The 14,240-nt window shown below is 60.0% G+C and carries 18 protein-coding genes; 14 read left to right on the forward strand and 4 right to left on the reverse strand.

The genetic code is table 11. The features are described from left to right. Position 1 precedes the first annotated feature (1 nt). The 10 genes from HU752_RS07415 (at position 2) to recX (ending at position 8,103) form a co-directional block, all read left to right on the forward strand. Positions 2–2,047 (forward strand): phage tail protein, encoded by a 2,046-nt coding sequence (locus HU752_RS07415; RefSeq protein WP_186681959.1) that lies wholly within the window; start codon positions 2–4, stop codon positions 2,045–2,047. Further along, complete coding sequence (locus tag HU752_RS07420) at positions 2,044–2,391, forward strand: tail fiber assembly protein (RefSeq protein WP_186681957.1); 348 nt, start codon at positions 2,044–2,046, stop codon at positions 2,389–2,391. The genes HU752_RS07415 and HU752_RS07420 overlap by 4 nt, the downstream gene beginning before the upstream one ends. A 259-nt stretch (positions 2,392–2,650) precedes the next feature. Beyond that, complete coding sequence (locus HU752_RS07425; protein WP_186681955.1) at positions 2,651–3,391, forward strand: hypothetical protein; 741 nt, start codon at positions 2,651–2,653, stop codon at positions 3,389–3,391. Continuing rightward, positions 3,388–4,161 (forward strand): hypothetical protein, encoded by a 774-nt coding sequence (locus tag HU752_RS07430; protein WP_186681953.1) that lies wholly within the window; start codon positions 3,388–3,390, stop codon positions 4,159–4,161. The genes HU752_RS07425 and HU752_RS07430 overlap by 4 nt, the downstream gene beginning before the upstream one ends. Then, positions 4,158–4,598: a phage tail assembly chaperone gene (locus HU752_RS07435; protein WP_225920104.1), complete on the forward strand. Its 441-nt coding sequence runs from the start codon at positions 4,158–4,160 to the stop codon at positions 4,596–4,598. The genes HU752_RS07430 and HU752_RS07435 overlap by 4 nt, the downstream gene beginning before the upstream one ends. A 35-nt stretch (positions 4,599–4,633) precedes the next feature. After that, positions 4,634–5,197 carry a glycoside hydrolase family 19 protein gene (locus HU752_RS07440; protein ID WP_186681951.1) on the forward strand — a complete coding sequence of 188 codons (564 nt, stop codon included), beginning with the start codon at positions 4,634–4,636 and terminating at the stop codon, positions 5,195–5,197. Further along, complete coding sequence (locus HU752_RS07445; protein WP_186681949.1) at positions 5,179–5,715, forward strand: lysis system spanin subunit; 537 nt, start codon at positions 5,179–5,181, stop codon at positions 5,713–5,715. Before HU752_RS07440 ends, HU752_RS07445 begins: the two co-directional genes overlap by 19 nt. A gap of 264 nt (positions 5,716–5,979) precedes the next feature. Beyond that, positions 5,980–6,480 (forward strand): CinA family protein, encoded by a 501-nt coding sequence (locus tag HU752_RS07450; protein ID WP_186681947.1) that lies wholly within the window; start codon positions 5,980–5,982, stop codon positions 6,478–6,480. An 85-nt stretch (positions 6,481–6,565) separates the two neighbouring features. After that, positions 6,566–7,627: a recombinase RecA gene (gene recA / locus HU752_RS07455; RefSeq protein ID WP_017906150.1), complete on the forward strand. Its 1,062-nt coding sequence runs from the start codon at positions 6,566–6,568 to the stop codon at positions 7,625–7,627. A gap of 8 nt (positions 7,628–7,635) precedes the next feature. Next, complete coding sequence (recX, locus tag HU752_RS07460; RefSeq protein ID WP_186681945.1) at positions 7,636–8,103, forward strand: recombination regulator RecX; 468 nt, start codon at positions 7,636–7,638, stop codon at positions 8,101–8,103. On the opposite strand, the gene HU752_RS07465 is transcribed toward recX, so the two are convergent. Beyond that, entirely contained in the window at positions 8,104–9,222 is a 1,119-nt protein-coding gene (locus tag HU752_RS07465; RefSeq protein ID WP_186681943.1) for an LOG family protein, read from the reverse strand. A gap of 290 nt (positions 9,223–9,512) precedes the next feature. Between HU752_RS07465 and HU752_RS07470 the strand changes: the two genes are divergently transcribed. Next, positions 9,513–9,707, forward strand: a complete 195-nt coding sequence (locus tag HU752_RS07470) for a hypothetical protein (protein ID WP_186681941.1) — start codon at positions 9,513–9,515, stop codon at positions 9,705–9,707. Here HU752_RS07470 and HU752_RS07475 read toward each other — a convergent pair whose 3' ends face one another. Continuing rightward, positions 9,708–10,133: a PA3611 family quorum-sensing-regulated virulence factor gene (locus HU752_RS07475; RefSeq protein WP_186681939.1), complete on the reverse strand. Its 426-nt coding sequence runs from the start codon at positions 10,131–10,133 to the stop codon at positions 9,708–9,710. A gap of 229 nt (positions 10,134–10,362) precedes the next feature. Here HU752_RS07475 and HU752_RS07480 point away from each other — a divergent pair, with 229 nt between their 5' ends. Further along, a complete protein-coding gene (locus HU752_RS07480; RefSeq protein WP_186681937.1) occupies positions 10,363–11,082 on the forward strand; it encodes a tRNA-uridine aminocarboxypropyltransferase in 720 nt (239 codons plus the stop codon). On the opposite strand, the gene HU752_RS07485 is transcribed toward HU752_RS07480, so the two are convergent. Beyond that, the gene (locus HU752_RS07485) at positions 11,057–11,959 is read right to left on the reverse strand and encodes a DMT family transporter (RefSeq protein ID WP_186681935.1); all 903 of its coding nucleotides are present in this window, start codon (positions 11,957–11,959) and stop codon (positions 11,057–11,059) included. The genes HU752_RS07480 and HU752_RS07485 overlap by 26 nt on opposite strands. 240 nt (positions 11,960–12,199) lie before the next feature. Between HU752_RS07485 and erdR the strand changes: the two genes are divergently transcribed. Together erdR and HU752_RS07495 are read left to right on the forward strand one after the other, a co-directional pair. Further along, the gene (gene erdR, locus HU752_RS07490; RefSeq protein ID WP_186681933.1) at positions 12,200–12,850 is read left to right on the forward strand and encodes a response regulator transcription factor ErdR; all 651 of its coding nucleotides are present in this window, start codon (positions 12,200–12,202) and stop codon (positions 12,848–12,850) included. A gap of 74 nt (positions 12,851–12,924) precedes the next feature. Beyond that, on the forward strand, positions 12,925–13,290 hold the full coding sequence (locus tag HU752_RS07495; protein ID WP_186681931.1) for a diacylglycerol kinase: 366 nt from the start codon (positions 12,925–12,927) through the stop codon (positions 13,288–13,290). Between the two features lie 4 nt (positions 13,291–13,294). On the opposite strand, the gene HU752_RS07500 is transcribed toward HU752_RS07495, so the two are convergent. Next, positions 13,295–14,221: a LysR family transcriptional regulator gene (locus HU752_RS07500; RefSeq protein ID WP_186681929.1), complete on the reverse strand. Its 927-nt coding sequence runs from the start codon at positions 14,219–14,221 to the stop codon at positions 13,295–13,297. Between the last annotated feature and the right edge of the window lie 19 nt (positions 14,222–14,240).

Below are 14,240 nucleotides of genomic sequence, written 5' to 3' on the forward strand. Positions count from 1 at the left end.
CGTGGATTATCCAAAAAGCACGCCCAGCGTTGGGTTGGTCAATGGCAGGTTTGTCGACGAGAACCCGGTCAATGGTTCGCCTGGGTCGCTGATTCCGGCGGTGTGGGGGAATGCGGTGACCGAGGAACTGCTGAATGTGGTTCAGGCGGGTGGGCTGGAGCCTGCCGAGGCGGAGCATGATCAGTTGCTGAAGGCGATCCGGACCATCATCCAGAGTTCGCTGCCGCCTGAGCAGATTCGCACGACGTTGGCTGCGTATGGGATTACCGATGCGTATACCAAGGCGGAGGTCGAGGCGCTGTTCAAGAATGCCACCGCCTTGCCGGTCGGGGCGATGATGGCGTTTCCCAAGGGCGTGGTGCCGAATGGGTTCCTTGAGGTCGATGGCAGTGTGCAGAGCATTGCGACGTATCCGGACCTGGCGGTGTATCTGGGGACGACGTTCAACAAGGGGGATGAAGGGGCTGGGAATTTTCGTCTGCCGGAGTCGCGCGGGGAGTTTCTGCGAGGTTGGGATCATGGGCGGGGGGTGGATGCTGGGCGAGCTCTTGGAAGTTGGCAGTCTGACGAATATAAGAGCCATTCTCACGCAACCTCGCCTGGGCTGATGTTGAACATTAACGGTGGAACTGGCGCTAACTCGTGGGGTGTGGGTAGCCAGGGGGCGGTGACAACGATAGGAGCCGCCGGTGGAGCTGAAACACGCCCTCGTAACTTGGCGGTTATGTGGTGTATCAAAGCCTGGAACGCGCCAGTCAACCAAGGTCAGATCGATGTGGGTGCCCTGGTCGACGAAGTGCAGAAACTGAAAGCTTCGGTACCTGTCGGTTCAATGCTGTCCTTTCCGAAAGGCACGGTACCTCCAGGGTATCTGGAGGTCGATGGCAGCTTGCAGAGCAGCGCGGCTTATCCGGATCTGGCGGCGTATCTGGGGACCACGTTCAACAAGGGTGATGAGCCTGCGGGTTACTTCCGCTTGCCGGAGTCGCGAGGGGAGTTCCTGCGGGGTTGGGATCATGGGCGCGGAGTGGATGGAGGTCGGACGATTGGTAGTTACCAGTTGGATGATTTTAAAAGCCACAAGCACTCGCTGAATGCGGATGTCGTAACAGAAACTGGAGCAGGGCCAGTTGGCGGGGTTGCCAGCAGCGGAAATATCTACATCACAGAAACCGCTTTTACCGGTGGGGCTGAAACTCGTCCACGCAACTTGTCGGTAATGTGGTGCATAAAGGCCTGGAACTCTCCGGTCAATCAGGGGAGCATCGATGTCGCGGCGTTGGCAGCCGATGTTCGCGCGGTGCAGAAAGTCGCCGTTGCTGGGACATTCAGGGGACTTACAGCATCAGCCAATGGGTTGGGATCTGTGGTTAATGTCGCTGCGGATCAACTGGTGTTGGGGAACGACGTCTCGTCTAGGGTTCTGAATGGAGTCAATGTCAGCATCAATGCTACTGCTATGGGAGCGAACGGGCTTGATACAGGGGGGGTGACCGCTTCAACCTGGTATAGCGTCTGGGTTATCTGGGGAGGCTCAGGCGTTGCCGGCTTGTTGTCTTTGAGCGCTAATAATCCTGTGCTCCCTGCAGGCTTTACGCACAAGGCACGTGTCACGTGGACAAGAACAGACTCAACGGCAAATAAGTTCTTACTCTCATTTGTTCAGGCTGGTAATAGCGTTCAGTACAAAATTGCTGCCGGCTCTAATGTCCCAAATCTTCCAGTTATGGCCTCTGGCACTGTTAGTCCGGCAGCGGATGTTTCTATTTCCGCTTTTGTACCGCCTACCGCTAGCAAGATCGCATTGGCGGCAGGCTGTACGGCGGGTTATGTCTCTTTTGCACCAAGTAGTGCGTATACCGCGCAGGCTCAGACCTACCTGAGTACGGGGGCGCTAAATGCTGCGCCATTTGTTGGTGGTTTTAACCCATCTTCGCCTGTTCCTACGGCGAATGGATTGATTCTGCTTGAAGGAAATTCCATTCGTTTTGGTTCCAGTAGCGGAAGTGGTGTTTTGCAATGTCTAGGTTGGGAGGATAACTTATGAGTGGCTTTGCAGTAAGAAATGATGGTCAAGGTTGGCGTTCTGTAGATGGCCAGGAAGATATTCTTCCAAATGAGTGGTATACGAAGGAGAACCCTCCCGATCCAGTTCCGCTACCTCCCACCCGAGAGGAGCTGATCGAACAGGTCAATGCAAAGAGAGATAGCCTTCTGGCTACTGCGGCTAATCGTATGGGGCCCTTGCAGGATGCAGTGGATCTTGATGAGGCGACCTCTGTTGAGGTTTCGCAGCTCAAGTCCTGGAAGCAATATCGTGTTGCGCTTAACCGTGTAGAACAGCAAGAAAATTTTCCAGTCGATATAGCTTGGCCGGAACTTCCAAAATGATTGGGGAGATAAGGGGTTTTAGTTAGCTGTCTACTAAGTTTGGACTGTTCTTTGTTAGGGGCGGCTTTCTGAGTTTTGCCTTTCTTATAATGATGCTGTAGTGGCTCTAACGCTTGTTTCCTACGATTTTTCGAAGTTTGGGGGTTGTTTTGGTTTTTGAAACTATTGGCTTAAGAGTTTTTGGGCAGGAATGCCCTCAGCGACGCACCTGGCTTGTCAAGTGGAAGGTGCATATCAATGATGGTTAGAGGAGATGTAAATGGATTATCCAAAAAATGTTCCCGGTGTCGGGTTGGTAAATGGAAAATTTGTCGATGAGAATCCCCTGACTGGGGCTCCAGGGTCACTGGTCCCCGCCGCGTGGGGAAATGGAGTTACCGAAGAAATTATCAACGTCATAAAATCTGCCGGCCTCGAACCTGATGAGGCTAAAACCGATCAGTTGGTAAGAGCGATTCGTAGTCTGGGATCGCAGGACTTCAAAAACTCAGTGCGAGCAGCCTCCACTACAGCGATGAGTTTGAGTGGGACGCAGCCAGTGGATAACGTCGCAATTGTGGTGGGGGACCGGGTTTTAGTGAAAAACCAGGCATTGGCAGCACAGAATGGGATTTTTATCGTGCAGGCGGGGACATGGATCCGTGCTGGTGATTTCGCGTCCAATACCGACGTCACCACCAATGCGATAGTTGCTGTTGATGAGGGTACCATTAACGGTTCATCGATTTGGCAATTGGTAACAACGGCTCCAATCGATATTGGTGTAACGCCTCTGCATTTTGAGATAGCCGTCGGCCCAACAGGTGTGGTTGAAGGGACCTATCGTTCTGTCACAGTGGATAGACGAGGACGAGTTCAGGGCGGAAGTAACCCGACCACACTCCAGGGATATGGCATCACCGACGCCATACGAAGTGATCGCTTTGTGTACTCTCCCAGTGCCCCACTTTCTACAGATGGTGCCGTGGGCACTTTGTGGCTGCAGTATGAGGCACCATGATGAACTTCTATGTAAAACTGGCTGACGGATACCGCCCAGGTGTTTTGCCTCAGGTGAAAATACCTGATGGTTGGCGGGAAGGGCTGGAAATGTTCGTCAAAACTCCAGATGGCTGGCGCACGGTTTGGCGTCGAACCATCATATTCATCAATACTGTCGAACGCTCTGGTGCTAGCGTTTTTGAACTCATGGGAAGGCCGACCAAGGCCCGCAATTACATTTTCATCAACCGGGCAACTATCTCGGGAGGCGGGGGAGGATTCTCTCTGCGTACTGGTGTTTTTCCGACAGGCTCCACGTTGAAAATAGTCAATGAAAGTTACATTCGAGGCGCCGGTGGCGCGGGCGGTTATCCAAATCTGGGTGTTCCCGGCGCCACTGCGATATTGCTGGATTTTCCTGTGAGTCTCGACAACCGCAACGGTTACATTTTCGGCGGTGGCGGTGGTGGCGGTTTCATCTACTGGCCCAACACTTTGTACTCCGGCGGCGGCGGTGGGGCGGGCCTTCCTGGTGGCATGCGAGGTGGCATGTATCAGGTTTCTACTTACGGAGTCGTCTATCCGACCGCTGGCGGCCTGGAAACTGGCGGGGCAGGTGGGTACTACTCGGTGGGGTGGAATGGTCCTGCGGGAGGGGCGCCAGGCACTCCAGGTGGTAATTCCACCTATGCGGGCGGCGCAGGCGGTAACTCAATTGATAAGAAGGGTAACAGCCTGACTTTTGAGGCAGGCAATTCCGCAGATCGACTAAAAGGAAATGTAGTGTGAGTGTATTTAAAGTTTTATCTATTTCAGAAAGTGCCGGAACGATGGTCGTTGACTGGGGGGATGTGACGTTGAATCACTATATTCCTCAGGCAATTCTGGCACAACCTGACATCGAGAGTTCGGCTTTGGTTGAAGTCATTGAGTCAATGCGCCCTACGGTCCAACCTGCAGCTGAAGTGCCTGCGGCGCTACAAGCACTGGTTGAGTCGAAAGGTGGTGTTGAGGATGAGCGTCTCTGGCGAGACCTAGAGTTGTTCAAGTGGATTGCCATCAGAGACCGTCATCGTGACCAGCTTGAACTCGGTGTAGTTACTACACTCACTCCAATGCGGTATACAGATGTATTGGCTTATATTCAGGAGCTGCGTGAGTGGCCACAGTCCGCGGATTTTCCGATAAAGGAAAAGCGTCCGGTCATTCCTGCGTCTTTGGGCTGAATATCCATGCGTCTCGTTACTTCTGGGACTTGCCAATGATGATTTCCGAGCAACAACTATTACGCATCATGCCCAACGCCGGCCCCAAAGCCGGCGTTTTCGTACCCGCTCTCAACACGGCCATGTCCCGGCACGACATCACCACTCCCAAGTGCATCGCCGCCTTCCTGGCCCAAGTGGGTCATGAATCCGCGCAACTGCGCTACGTGCGTGAGCTGGGCAGTGACCAGTACCTGAGCAAGTACGACACGGGCACCCTGGCCCTACGCCTGGGTAACACCCCGGACGCCGACGGCGATGGCCAGCGCTATCGCGGTCGCGGGCTGATCCAGATCACCGGTCGCAGCAACTACCGTCAATGCAGCCTCGCGCTGTTCGGCGACGAGCGTCTGCTGCAACAACCGGAGCTGCTGGAGCAGCCGCAATGGGCCGCCGCGTCGGCGGCCTGGTTCTGGGAGCAGCAAGGGTTGAACGGGTTGGCCGATGCCGACCAGTTCAACAGTATCACCCGCAGGATCAACGGGGGCCTGAATGGCCTCGATGACCGCCTGCAACTCTGGGCGCGGGCGAGGGCGGTGCTATGCGCCTCCTCGACCTGATCCCGGCGCCTTACCGTCTGTTCGTTGTCGTCGTGCTGCTGGCCCTGGTGGCCGGCGGTTCGGCGGCACTGGCCTGGCGGATTCAAGGCTTGCGTTATGGCCTGCAACTGGAGCATCAGGCCCGGTTGCAGGCCGACACGCTCCAACAGATTTCCATTGCCGCGGCGACGCAACAGCGTGCCGAGCAGGACAAGCGCCTGGCCCTGGAACAACAGCTCCAGGCCAGCGATCAAACCCACTCGAAGGAGTTGAACGATGTGCAACAGGATCAGGCTCGCCTGCGTGATCGCCTGGCTACTGCCGATCTGCGGCTGTCAGTCCTCCTCGACCGCAGCGACCCCGCCAGCGGCTGTGCGCTGCCTGCCACCGCCGCCACCGGCGGCGTGGTTCATGCAGCCCCACGCGCCCGACTTGACCCGGCGCATGCTCAACGAATTGTCGCCATCACCGACGACGGCGACCGCGCCCTGATCGCCTTGCAGGCCTGCCAGGCATACGCCGAGAAAGTCTCGCGCTGACATCCTGACGCAAAGCGTGGCTTGAAAGCCCGATGCGCTCGTGTAGGGTGTTCAACTTGCACAGCCATATGCAGACCTCGGCCCTGTGGTTCCGGGCAGACTCGCTGGCCTCTTCGCGGGCAAGCCCGGCTCCTACAGGATTCGCGTCGCCCTCAACTCTGCGTACACCCGGCTCTTGTAGGAGCCGGGCTTGCCCGCGAAAGGGCCCGATGGGTCTCTCTCAAATCAGGAGAGCATGCGGTTTATTTCAGACAGGAGCGCAACGTGGACGACATCACCCGGCTTGCCGCCGAACTCGGCAAGCGCCTGCAGACCCTCAAGGCCCAGGTCACCACCGCCGAGTCCTGCACCGGCGGCGGCATCGCCGAGGCGATCACGCGGATTCCCGGCAGCTCGGCCTGGTTCGAGGCCGGCTATGTGACTTACTCCAACCAGCAGAAGACCCGTCAGTTGCAGGTGCCCGAAGTGTTGTTCGGCCAGGTCGGCGCCGTCAGCCGCGAGGTGGTCGAGGCCATGGTCCGTGGTGCCCAGGCCCACAGCGCGGCGCGCTACGCCGTGGCCGTCAGTGGCGTCGCCGGGCCGGATGGCGGTTCCGCCGAGAAACCGGTAGGCACCGTCTGGCTGGCCTGGGGCGTGGGCGACCAGGTGAGCGCCGAGCGTCGCCAGTTCGATGGCGACCGTGACGCGGTCCGGCGCCAGACCGTGCAGGCCGCCCTCGAAGGGTTGTTGCGACGGGCGGAAGCAGAAATCGCAAATCAGGGGTAGGCGAGTCGCCAAGGCTGTGGAATAATACTGGCTACTTATACAGGTGTTGGCCGTCACAGGCCTTATTGATTACGTGAGGACTTTAATGGACGACAACAAGAAGAAAGCCTTGGCTGCGGCCTTGGGTCAGATCGAACGTCAATTCGGCAAGGGTGCCGTGATGCGTATGGGCGATCATGAGCGCCAGGCTATCCCTTCGATCTCCACCGGTTCCCTGGGCCTGGACATCGCCCTGGGCATCGGCGGCCTGCCGAAAGGCCGGATCATCGAGATCTACGGTCCGGAATCCTCGGGTAAGACCACCCTGACGCTTTCCGTGATCGCCCAGGCCCAGAAAGCCGGCGCCACCTGCGCCTTCGTCGACGCCGAACACGCCCTGGACCCGGAATACGCCGGCAAGCTGGGTGTGAATGTCGACGACCTGCTGGTTTCTCAGCCGGACACCGGCGAACAGGCCCTGGAAATCACCGACATGCTGGTGCGCTCCAACGCGGTCGACGTGATCATCGTCGACTCCGTGGCAGCCCTGGTACCGAAGGCTGAAATCGAAGGCGAGATGGGCGACATGCACGTGGGCCTGCAGGCTCGCCTGATGTCCCAGGCGCTGCGCAAGATCACCGGTAACATCAAGAACGCCAACTGCCTGGTCATCTTCATCAACCAGATCCGCATGAAGATCGGCGTGATGTTCGGCAGCCCGGAAACCACCACCGGTGGTAACGCGCTGAAGTTCTACGCTTCGGTCCGCCTGGACATCCGCCGTACCGGCGCGGTGAAGGAAGGCGACGAAGTGGTGGGCAGCGAAACCCGTGTCAAGGTCGTGAAGAACAAGGTGGCTTCGCCGTTCCGTCAGGCCGAGTTCCAGATCCTGTACGGCAAGGGCATCTACCTCAACGGCGAGATGATCGACCTGGGCGTACTGAACGGCTTCGTCGAGAAGTCTGGTGCCTGGTACAGCTACAACGGCAGCAAGATCGGTCAGGGCAAGGCCAACGCGGCCAAGTTCCTGGCGGAGAACCCGGACATCGCCGCCGCGCTGGAGAAACAACTGCGTGACAAGCTGTTGAACACCAACGCTCCTGCGGACTTCAAAGGCAGCGCCACTGCCGACGAAACCGAAGACGATCTGGCTGACGCCGATATCTGAGTGAACCGATGAGCGCCGTACTGGATACCCCGGTCGCCGTACGGCGTGCTGCAATGGACCTGCTCGCGCGACGCGAGCATGGTCGAGTCGAGCTGACGCGCAAGTTGCGTCAGCGCGGCGCCCCGCCTGAACTGATCGACACCGAACTCGACCGTTTGACGGACGAGGGACTGCTGTCCGAATCCCGTTACCTCGAAAGCTTCGTTTCCTACCGCGCCCGTTCCGGCTACGGCCCCTTGCGTATTCGCGACGAGTTGAGCCAGCGTGGCTTGCAACGTTCTGATATCGAACTGGCCCTGCGCGAAAGTGGCTTCGACTGGCAAGCCCAGTTGGAGGAGACCTGGCGCCGCAAGTTTTCCGGGCGTCTGCCCGCCGATGCCCGTGAGCGTGCCCAGCAGGGCCGCTTCCTCAGTTATCGGGGTTATTCCATGGACATGATCGGCCGCCTGTTGAGCGGCCGAGGACTGGATGACTGATCAGGTTGCCTTGATCGGTTCCCGCATGCGCGGCTGCGCGGACACCGCCGGCTTGCTCCAGTTTTCCGGCTGGTTGATGAAGTCCACCAGTTCGCGCAGGCGTCCCTGGTCCCGTGCGGTGAAGTGAAACGCCAGCCGTGACAGATGGCTGAACTGCGGCTCGTCGTGTTCCTGGCCCGCATAGCCATGTTGATGGAAACCACCACTGACGCACAGGTCGGCGAAGCGCTCGTCGAGTTGAGCCAGGACCTGCTCGCTGAGCGGGTGATTCATGCGAATCACGAACTGGTTCTTCAGCCAGCGGCTGGAGTGGAAGTTGCTGTAGAACTGGTTGATTTCCGCTACGGCCTCGTCGGCGCTGTACACCAGGCGGGCCAGTTTCAGGTCGTTGGGCAGGATGTAGCGGTTGGCTTCCAGCTGGTTGCGGATGAAGTCGATGGCGCTCTGCCAGAAGGTGCCGCCGGGTGCGTCCAGCAAGACCACGGGGACCAGCGGACTCTTGCCGGTCTGGATCAGGGTCAGCACTTCCAGCGCTTCGTCGAGGGTGCCGAAACCGCCCGGGCACAGCACCAGCGCGTTGGCCTCCTTGACGAAGAACAGCTTGCGGGTGAAGAAGAAGTGGAAGGACAGCAGGTTGACGGTGCCGTCGACGGTCGGGTTCGCATGCTGCTCGAAGGGCAGGGTGATATTGAAGCCGAGGCTGTGTTCCAGACCTGCGCCGGCATGGGCGGCGGCCATGATGCCGCCACCGGCACCGGTGATGACCATCAGGTCGGACTTGGCCAGTGCCGCACCCAGCTCACGGGCCTGGGCATACAGCGGGTGCTCGACCGGCGTGCGGGCGGAGCCGAATACGGTGACCTTGCGGCGCCCCTTGAACTGGTCAAGGACGCGGAAGGCGTTTTCCAGTTCGCGCAGAGCTTGTAGCACGATCTTGGCGTTCCAGCGATTGCGGTCGTCCTGGGCCATGCGCAGGACAGTCAGCATCATGTCGCGATAGAGCGGGAGGTTGGGGCTGTCAGGGGCAATCTGTTCGAGTTGTTCTTCGACCTGCTTCGTGAGGTCGACACCGTTGTTCTGGAAATGACGGGACAGCAAGTCATTCGGTTCATAAGGCATGTAATGTCTCCTTCTACACAGAACCTCTGGCGCGGCCGAAATCGTCGCCGTCGCCGCGACACTGCATGTGTCGCTGTACATCCAGTCTGATGCCTTTGCATGACAACTGGCCCATTGATCATGGGCCCAGGACGGCTTGTCGGCAACCGCTTGTTGCTGCGCGGAGCGTGATTTGCACCGCTCGTCAGAAGCCCTGTCCCGGGCTTCCGGCTCTGATTTACTTAAGCTGGAGTCGACGGCAAACGTCGCATGGGATTGGCCGGTTCAGGTGCTCTGCACGGAGGCGAGGAATGGAGAGGGTGACACTGGAGGTCGATGCCGAGTTGTATCGGCTGTTGCGGATGGCTGCCCGGGCCAATCAGCTCAGCTTCGAAGAGGAGTGCCTGCGCCGCCTGGAAGGCGCGGACCGGCGCTCGCGCTACCTGCAGGCACTGGTGGCGGAGCTGCGCGCCGATGATGAACAGCAGCGCCAGGCCCGGCAGTGATCATTTTTTCTTCGCAGGCGTTTCTTTCGGGCAGTCGCTTTCCACGAAATGAGCGGAAGCGACGGGGCGATTGCTCTTGTTCTCGGTGAATTCGTAGCGCATCACCGCACCCTGGGCCATCAGCTTGCGATAGTTGGGGTTGCGGCAGACGCTGGCACCCAGTTGCAGGTAGACCGCCTTCGGGTTGGCGCGCATGCTTTCGGCGTAGTCGGACTGCACGCTGAGGTGGTCGATCAACTGGTTGCCTTCGACCGTGTAGGCGACTTCTAGGATGTTTTCGTTGAGCTCGCGAGGCAGGGTTTCGTTGCTCTTCTGCGCAACGTCCTTGAGCATCTTGTTCAGTTCGAAATCTTTCAGCGATGCCGCCTGGGCACTGAAAGGCAGCGCCAGCAGAAGGGCGATGGACGGGACGGTAAGGCGCAGCATGCAACTCTCCTGGTTCGGTAACTGGTGCTTCGACCCGTTACCGGGCTGTGCGTTCAGTGGTCGCGAAGTATAGAGGGCCGTTGTCAGGCCTACTAGCTCGCCGCTGAATGAAAATGCCGACAGGGCGCGGCTCAAACCCGCTGGCTGGCTCTGTTAGACTGCGCGGATTTTTACCGTTGCGAGTCGTATTCTTCGTGTCCAACCTTGTCCCCTGCCGGCGTCGCTGCCCATGAGCCACGCTGTTTCCCGCCTGCGCACGGAGCGCCTGGCTCGCGCAAAAGCGCCGTTCACCGCTCGAGGCTCACGGGCCGAACGCTGTGAGCGTTGCCGTGTGATTCCGCAGTTCTGCCTGTGCGACTGGCTCCCGCGGGTGCCGGCGCGGTCGGCAATCTGCCTGCTGATGCATGACGTGGAACCGATGAAACCGAGCAACACCGGTTGGCTGATCGCCGATGTCATTGGTGACACCACGGCGTTCAGTTGGTCACGTACCGAAGTCGACCCGCAATTGCTGGCGCTTCTGGACGACCCGCAGTGGCAGCCGTTCATCGTGTTCCCCGGGGAGTTCGTCGCCCCGGAACGGGTGGTCACCGAGGTGCAGCCGGTGGAGGGCAAGCGCCCCTTGTTCATCCTGCTGGATGCGACCTGGACCGAAGCGCGCAAGATGTTCCGCAAGAGCCCGTACCTGGAACGCTTTCCGGTGTTGAGCCTGGAGTCGGAGCAGTTGTCACGCTACAAGCTGCGCCGCTCCAAGCGCGACGATCACTTCTGCACCGCGGAAGTCGGCGCCCTGTGCCTGGAGTTGGCCGGTGACACCCGGGCCGGCGAGGCCGTGAGCGCCTTGCTGGAGGTCTTCACCACCCATTACCTGGGGGCCAAGTTCCAGTTGCCACTGGATTTCGACGACGAAGCCCATCGCCAACTCAGGCCGTTTCTGCCGGCTCCGTAGCCTTTGCCTGTGGCCAGAGCTGGGCGACCAGCATGCCAGCCAGCATCAGCGCACAGCCGATGTAGCCACGCAGGTGCAGCGACTCGTCGAGCAGCCAGGCTCCGGCGATGGCGGCGAACACGGCCTCCAGCGAGAAGATGATCGCGGCGTGGGAGGCGATGGCGTCCTTCTGGGCGATCACCTGCAGGGTGTAGCCGATCGCGACCGCGACGATACCGCCATAGAGAATCGCCGGGCCGGCTGCGGCGATGGCCGGCCACTGGATCGGCTCCAGGCACAGGGCAAGCACCAGGCTGGCTACGGCGCAGGTGGCGAACTGCAGGAAGGCCAGGCGGATCACGTCGTGGCGCTTGGCGAATACGCCGACCAGGATCACATGCCCGCCCCAGACGAAGGCGCCGATCAGTTGCAGCCAGTCGCCCGGCGACACCTGGAACTGCTCGCCAACACTCAGCAGGAACATGCCGACCACTGCCAGCAGCGCGCCCAGCCACGTACCGATACCGGTCTTGTGGCCGATGAACAGTCCCAACAGGGGCACTACAATGACGTAGAGGCCGGTGATGAAACCGGCGTTGGTCACCGTGGTGAACAGCAGGCCGACCTGTTGCAGGTTGATGCCCAGCGCCAGGGCCAATCCCATCAGCATGCCGCCGAGCAGCAGGCCGCGGGTGAGGAAGGGTTCGTGGCGGATCTGCTGCGGATTGCGGCGCAACACCAGCGGCAGCAGGCACAGCGAGCCGAGGGCGAACCGCAGGCCGGAGTAGAGGAAGGGGCCGATATGCGCCATGCCCGAGGTTTGTGCGACGAAGCCGGAGCCCCAGATCATGGCGGTCAGCAGCATCAGGATATCGGCGCGCAGGGCTTGGCTTCGCATAAGGGCACTCTTATTGGAGAGCCGGTGACTTTGCCGTAAAGCATCGAACTTGACCACCCCGGCCGTGCTGGGCATGCTTGGCGCCGATTCGGGTGCGGCAGAATGCCTGGACGCCGGTTCCCAAGGGTTCCAGGCGTGGACGTGCCCTTTGACGCATGGCCTTGCCAGGCCGTCGTTTCGAGATGCCCCGGTGTGCGTTGACACAATCGATGCGCGCCTAAAAACAGGATCATTTGAAAAATGACCACATACGAAATCCTGATCGCCGATGACCATCCTCTTTTTCGCAGCGCGCTGCGCCAGGCGCTGACCCTCGGGCTCGGGCCCGATGTGCGGCTGGTGGAGGTGGCGAGCATCGCCGAACTGGAGACCCGCCTGACCGAGAAAGCCGACTGGGACCTGGTCCTGCTGGACCTGAACATGCCGGGTGCCTATGGTTTCTCCGGCCTGGTGCTGCTGCGTGGGCAATACCCGCAGATCCCGGTGGTGATGGTCTCGGCCCAGGAGGAAGCCTCGGTGGTGGTGCGCTCGCGCGAGTTCGGCGCCAGCGGTTTCATTCCCAAGTCCAGTTCGCTGGAAGTGATCCAGCAGGCCGTGCGCAACGTGCTCGACGGTGAGGTCTGGTGGCCGCCACAGGCCTTCGAGGCGGTCAGTGTCTCCGACGAGGCCAAGGCTGCCAGTGCCGGCCTGTCGAGCCTGACTCCGCAGCAGTTCCGGGTCTTGACCATGGTCTGCGAAGGCTTGCTGAATAAACAGATTGCCTACGAACTGAGCGTTTCCGAGGCGACCATCAAGGCGCACGTGACGGCGATCTTCCGCAAGCTGGGGGTCCGTACCCGCACCCAGGCGGCATTGCTCCTGCAACAACTTGAGTCAATTTCGAGCCAGTAAGACGTTCGGCATTCACGCTTTTTTGACTTTGGTTGAACTAGCTTTCCCACACTTTTTTGCTCAGTTGCCTACCTATGTCCTCGCCTTTCAAAGGTCAAACCGGTTTAAAACGTATCCTCAACGCGGCGGGATATTCCCTGGATGGCCTGCGTGCCGCCTTCACCGGTGAGGCGGCGTTCCGCCAACTGGTGTTGTTGAACGTGATCCTGGTCCCCGTGGCGTTCTTCCTGAACGTCAGCCGGGTCGAGCGTGCCCTGTTGATCGCCGTGTGCCTGCTGGCGCTGATCGTCGAGTTGCTCAACTCGGCGGTGGAGGCGGCCATCGACCGTATTTCCCTCGACCGTCATCCCCTGTCGAAAAACGCCAAGGACATGGGCAGCGCCGCGCAGTTCGTGGCCCTGAGCATGATCGCCCTGGTCTGGGCGGTCATCCTGCTCTAAGCCGTCAGGACAGGGTCGGCAGCACGATCTCATCGCTGCGGCGCACGCCGGCGGTGAGATTGCGGCACAGTTCCAGGAACTCGCGCATCGCCGAGGTCTGGTACTTCTGCTTGTGCCAGATGAAGTAGAACTGCCGCGCGAGGTCCAGCTCCGGGGTTTCCACGGCCACCAGGCTGCCCCGGCGGAACGCGTCACGCAGGGCCAGGCGCGAGATGCAGCCGATGCCCAGGCCTGATTCCACCGCGCGCTTGATGGCCTCGGTGTGTTCCAGCTCCAGGCGCACGTTCAGCGCGCTGCGGTGATGACGCATGGCCTGGTCGAAGGTCAGCCGGGTGCCGGAGCCCTGTTCGCGCAAAATCCAGGCTTCGCGGGTCAGCTCCTCAAGACTCGCGTGACCGCGACGGGCCAGTTGGTGCTGCGGTGCACAGAACACCACCAGCTCATCTTCGACCCAGCTTTGCACCTCGATATCGGGATGGCTGCAATCGCCTTCGATCAGACCCAGATCAATTTCGTAGTGGGCGACTTGCTGCACAATGTTCGCCGTGTTCTGTACATGCAGCTTCACCTGGCTTTCCGGGTGCAACTGCATGAAGCTGCCGATCAGCAGGGTCGCCAGGTAGTTGCCGATGGTCAGGGTCGCCCCGACCGCCAGGGAGCCGAAGCCGGACTTGCCGTTGAGCAGGTCCTCGATTTCCTTGGCCTGGTCCAGCAGGGCCACGGCCTGGGGCAGCAGTTGCTTGCCCAGGGCGTTGAGGCTCAGGCGCTTGCCGGCGCGATCGAACAGTTGGCAGCTCGATTGCCGCTCCAGTTCGGTGATCGAGGTGCTCGCAGCGGACTGGGACAGCGCGAGCAGGCCGGCGGCGCGTGATACGCTTTCCTGCTGGGCGACGGCGACGAATACTTGAAGTTGACGGAGAGTAAATCGCATATCTATATAACCGATAACC

It is taken from the genome of Pseudomonas vanderleydeniana (assembly GCF_014268755.2).
Classification (GTDB): domain Bacteria; phylum Pseudomonadota; class Gammaproteobacteria; order Pseudomonadales; family Pseudomonadaceae; genus Aquipseudomonas; species Aquipseudomonas vanderleydeniana.

What these genes read in the sequence shown, in the direction of transcription:
- HU752_RS07500 (WP_186681929.1), bottom strand. Translation starts at nt 14,221, where the DNA reads ATGCGATTTACTCTCCGTCAACTTCAAGTATTCGTCGCCGTCGCCCAG.
- HU752_RS07470 (WP_186681941.1), top strand. Translation starts at nt 9,513, where the DNA reads ATGGAGAGGGTGACACTGGAGGTCGATGCCGAGTTGTATCGGCTGTTG.
- HU752_RS07465 (WP_186681943.1), bottom strand. Translation starts at nt 9,222, where the DNA reads ATGCCTTATGAACCGAATGACTTGCTGTCCCGTCATTTCCAGAACAAC.
- HU752_RS07475 (WP_186681939.1), bottom strand. Translation starts at nt 10,133, where the DNA reads ATGCTGCGCCTTACCGTCCCGTCCATCGCCCTTCTGCTGGCGCTGCCT.
- HU752_RS07485 (WP_186681935.1), bottom strand. Translation starts at nt 11,959, where the DNA reads ATGCGAAGCCAAGCCCTGCGCGCCGATATCCTGATGCTGCTGACCGCC.
- recX (WP_186681945.1), top strand. Translation starts at nt 7,636, where the DNA reads ATGAGCGCCGTACTGGATACCCCGGTCGCCGTACGGCGTGCTGCAATG.
- HU752_RS07430 (WP_186681953.1), top strand. Translation starts at nt 3,388, where the DNA reads ATGATGAACTTCTATGTAAAACTGGCTGACGGATACCGCCCAGGTGTT.
- erdR (WP_186681933.1), top strand. Translation starts at nt 12,200, where the DNA reads ATGACCACATACGAAATCCTGATCGCCGATGACCATCCTCTTTTTCGC.
- HU752_RS07495 (WP_186681931.1), top strand. Translation starts at nt 12,925, where the DNA reads ATGTCCTCGCCTTTCAAAGGTCAAACCGGTTTAAAACGTATCCTCAAC.
- HU752_RS07440 (WP_186681951.1), top strand. Translation starts at nt 4,634, where the DNA reads ATGATGATTTCCGAGCAACAACTATTACGCATCATGCCCAACGCCGGC.
- HU752_RS07480 (WP_186681937.1), top strand. Translation starts at nt 10,363, where the DNA reads ATGAGCCACGCTGTTTCCCGCCTGCGCACGGAGCGCCTGGCTCGCGCA.
- HU752_RS07425 (WP_186681955.1), top strand. Translation starts at nt 2,651, where the DNA reads ATGGATTATCCAAAAAATGTTCCCGGTGTCGGGTTGGTAAATGGAAAA.
- HU752_RS07445 (WP_186681949.1), top strand. Translation starts at nt 5,179, where the DNA reads ATGCGCCTCCTCGACCTGATCCCGGCGCCTTACCGTCTGTTCGTTGTC.
- HU752_RS07420 (WP_186681957.1), top strand. Translation starts at nt 2,044, where the DNA reads ATGAGTGGCTTTGCAGTAAGAAATGATGGTCAAGGTTGGCGTTCTGTA.
- recA (WP_017906150.1), top strand. Translation starts at nt 6,566, where the DNA reads ATGGACGACAACAAGAAGAAAGCCTTGGCTGCGGCCTTGGGTCAGATC.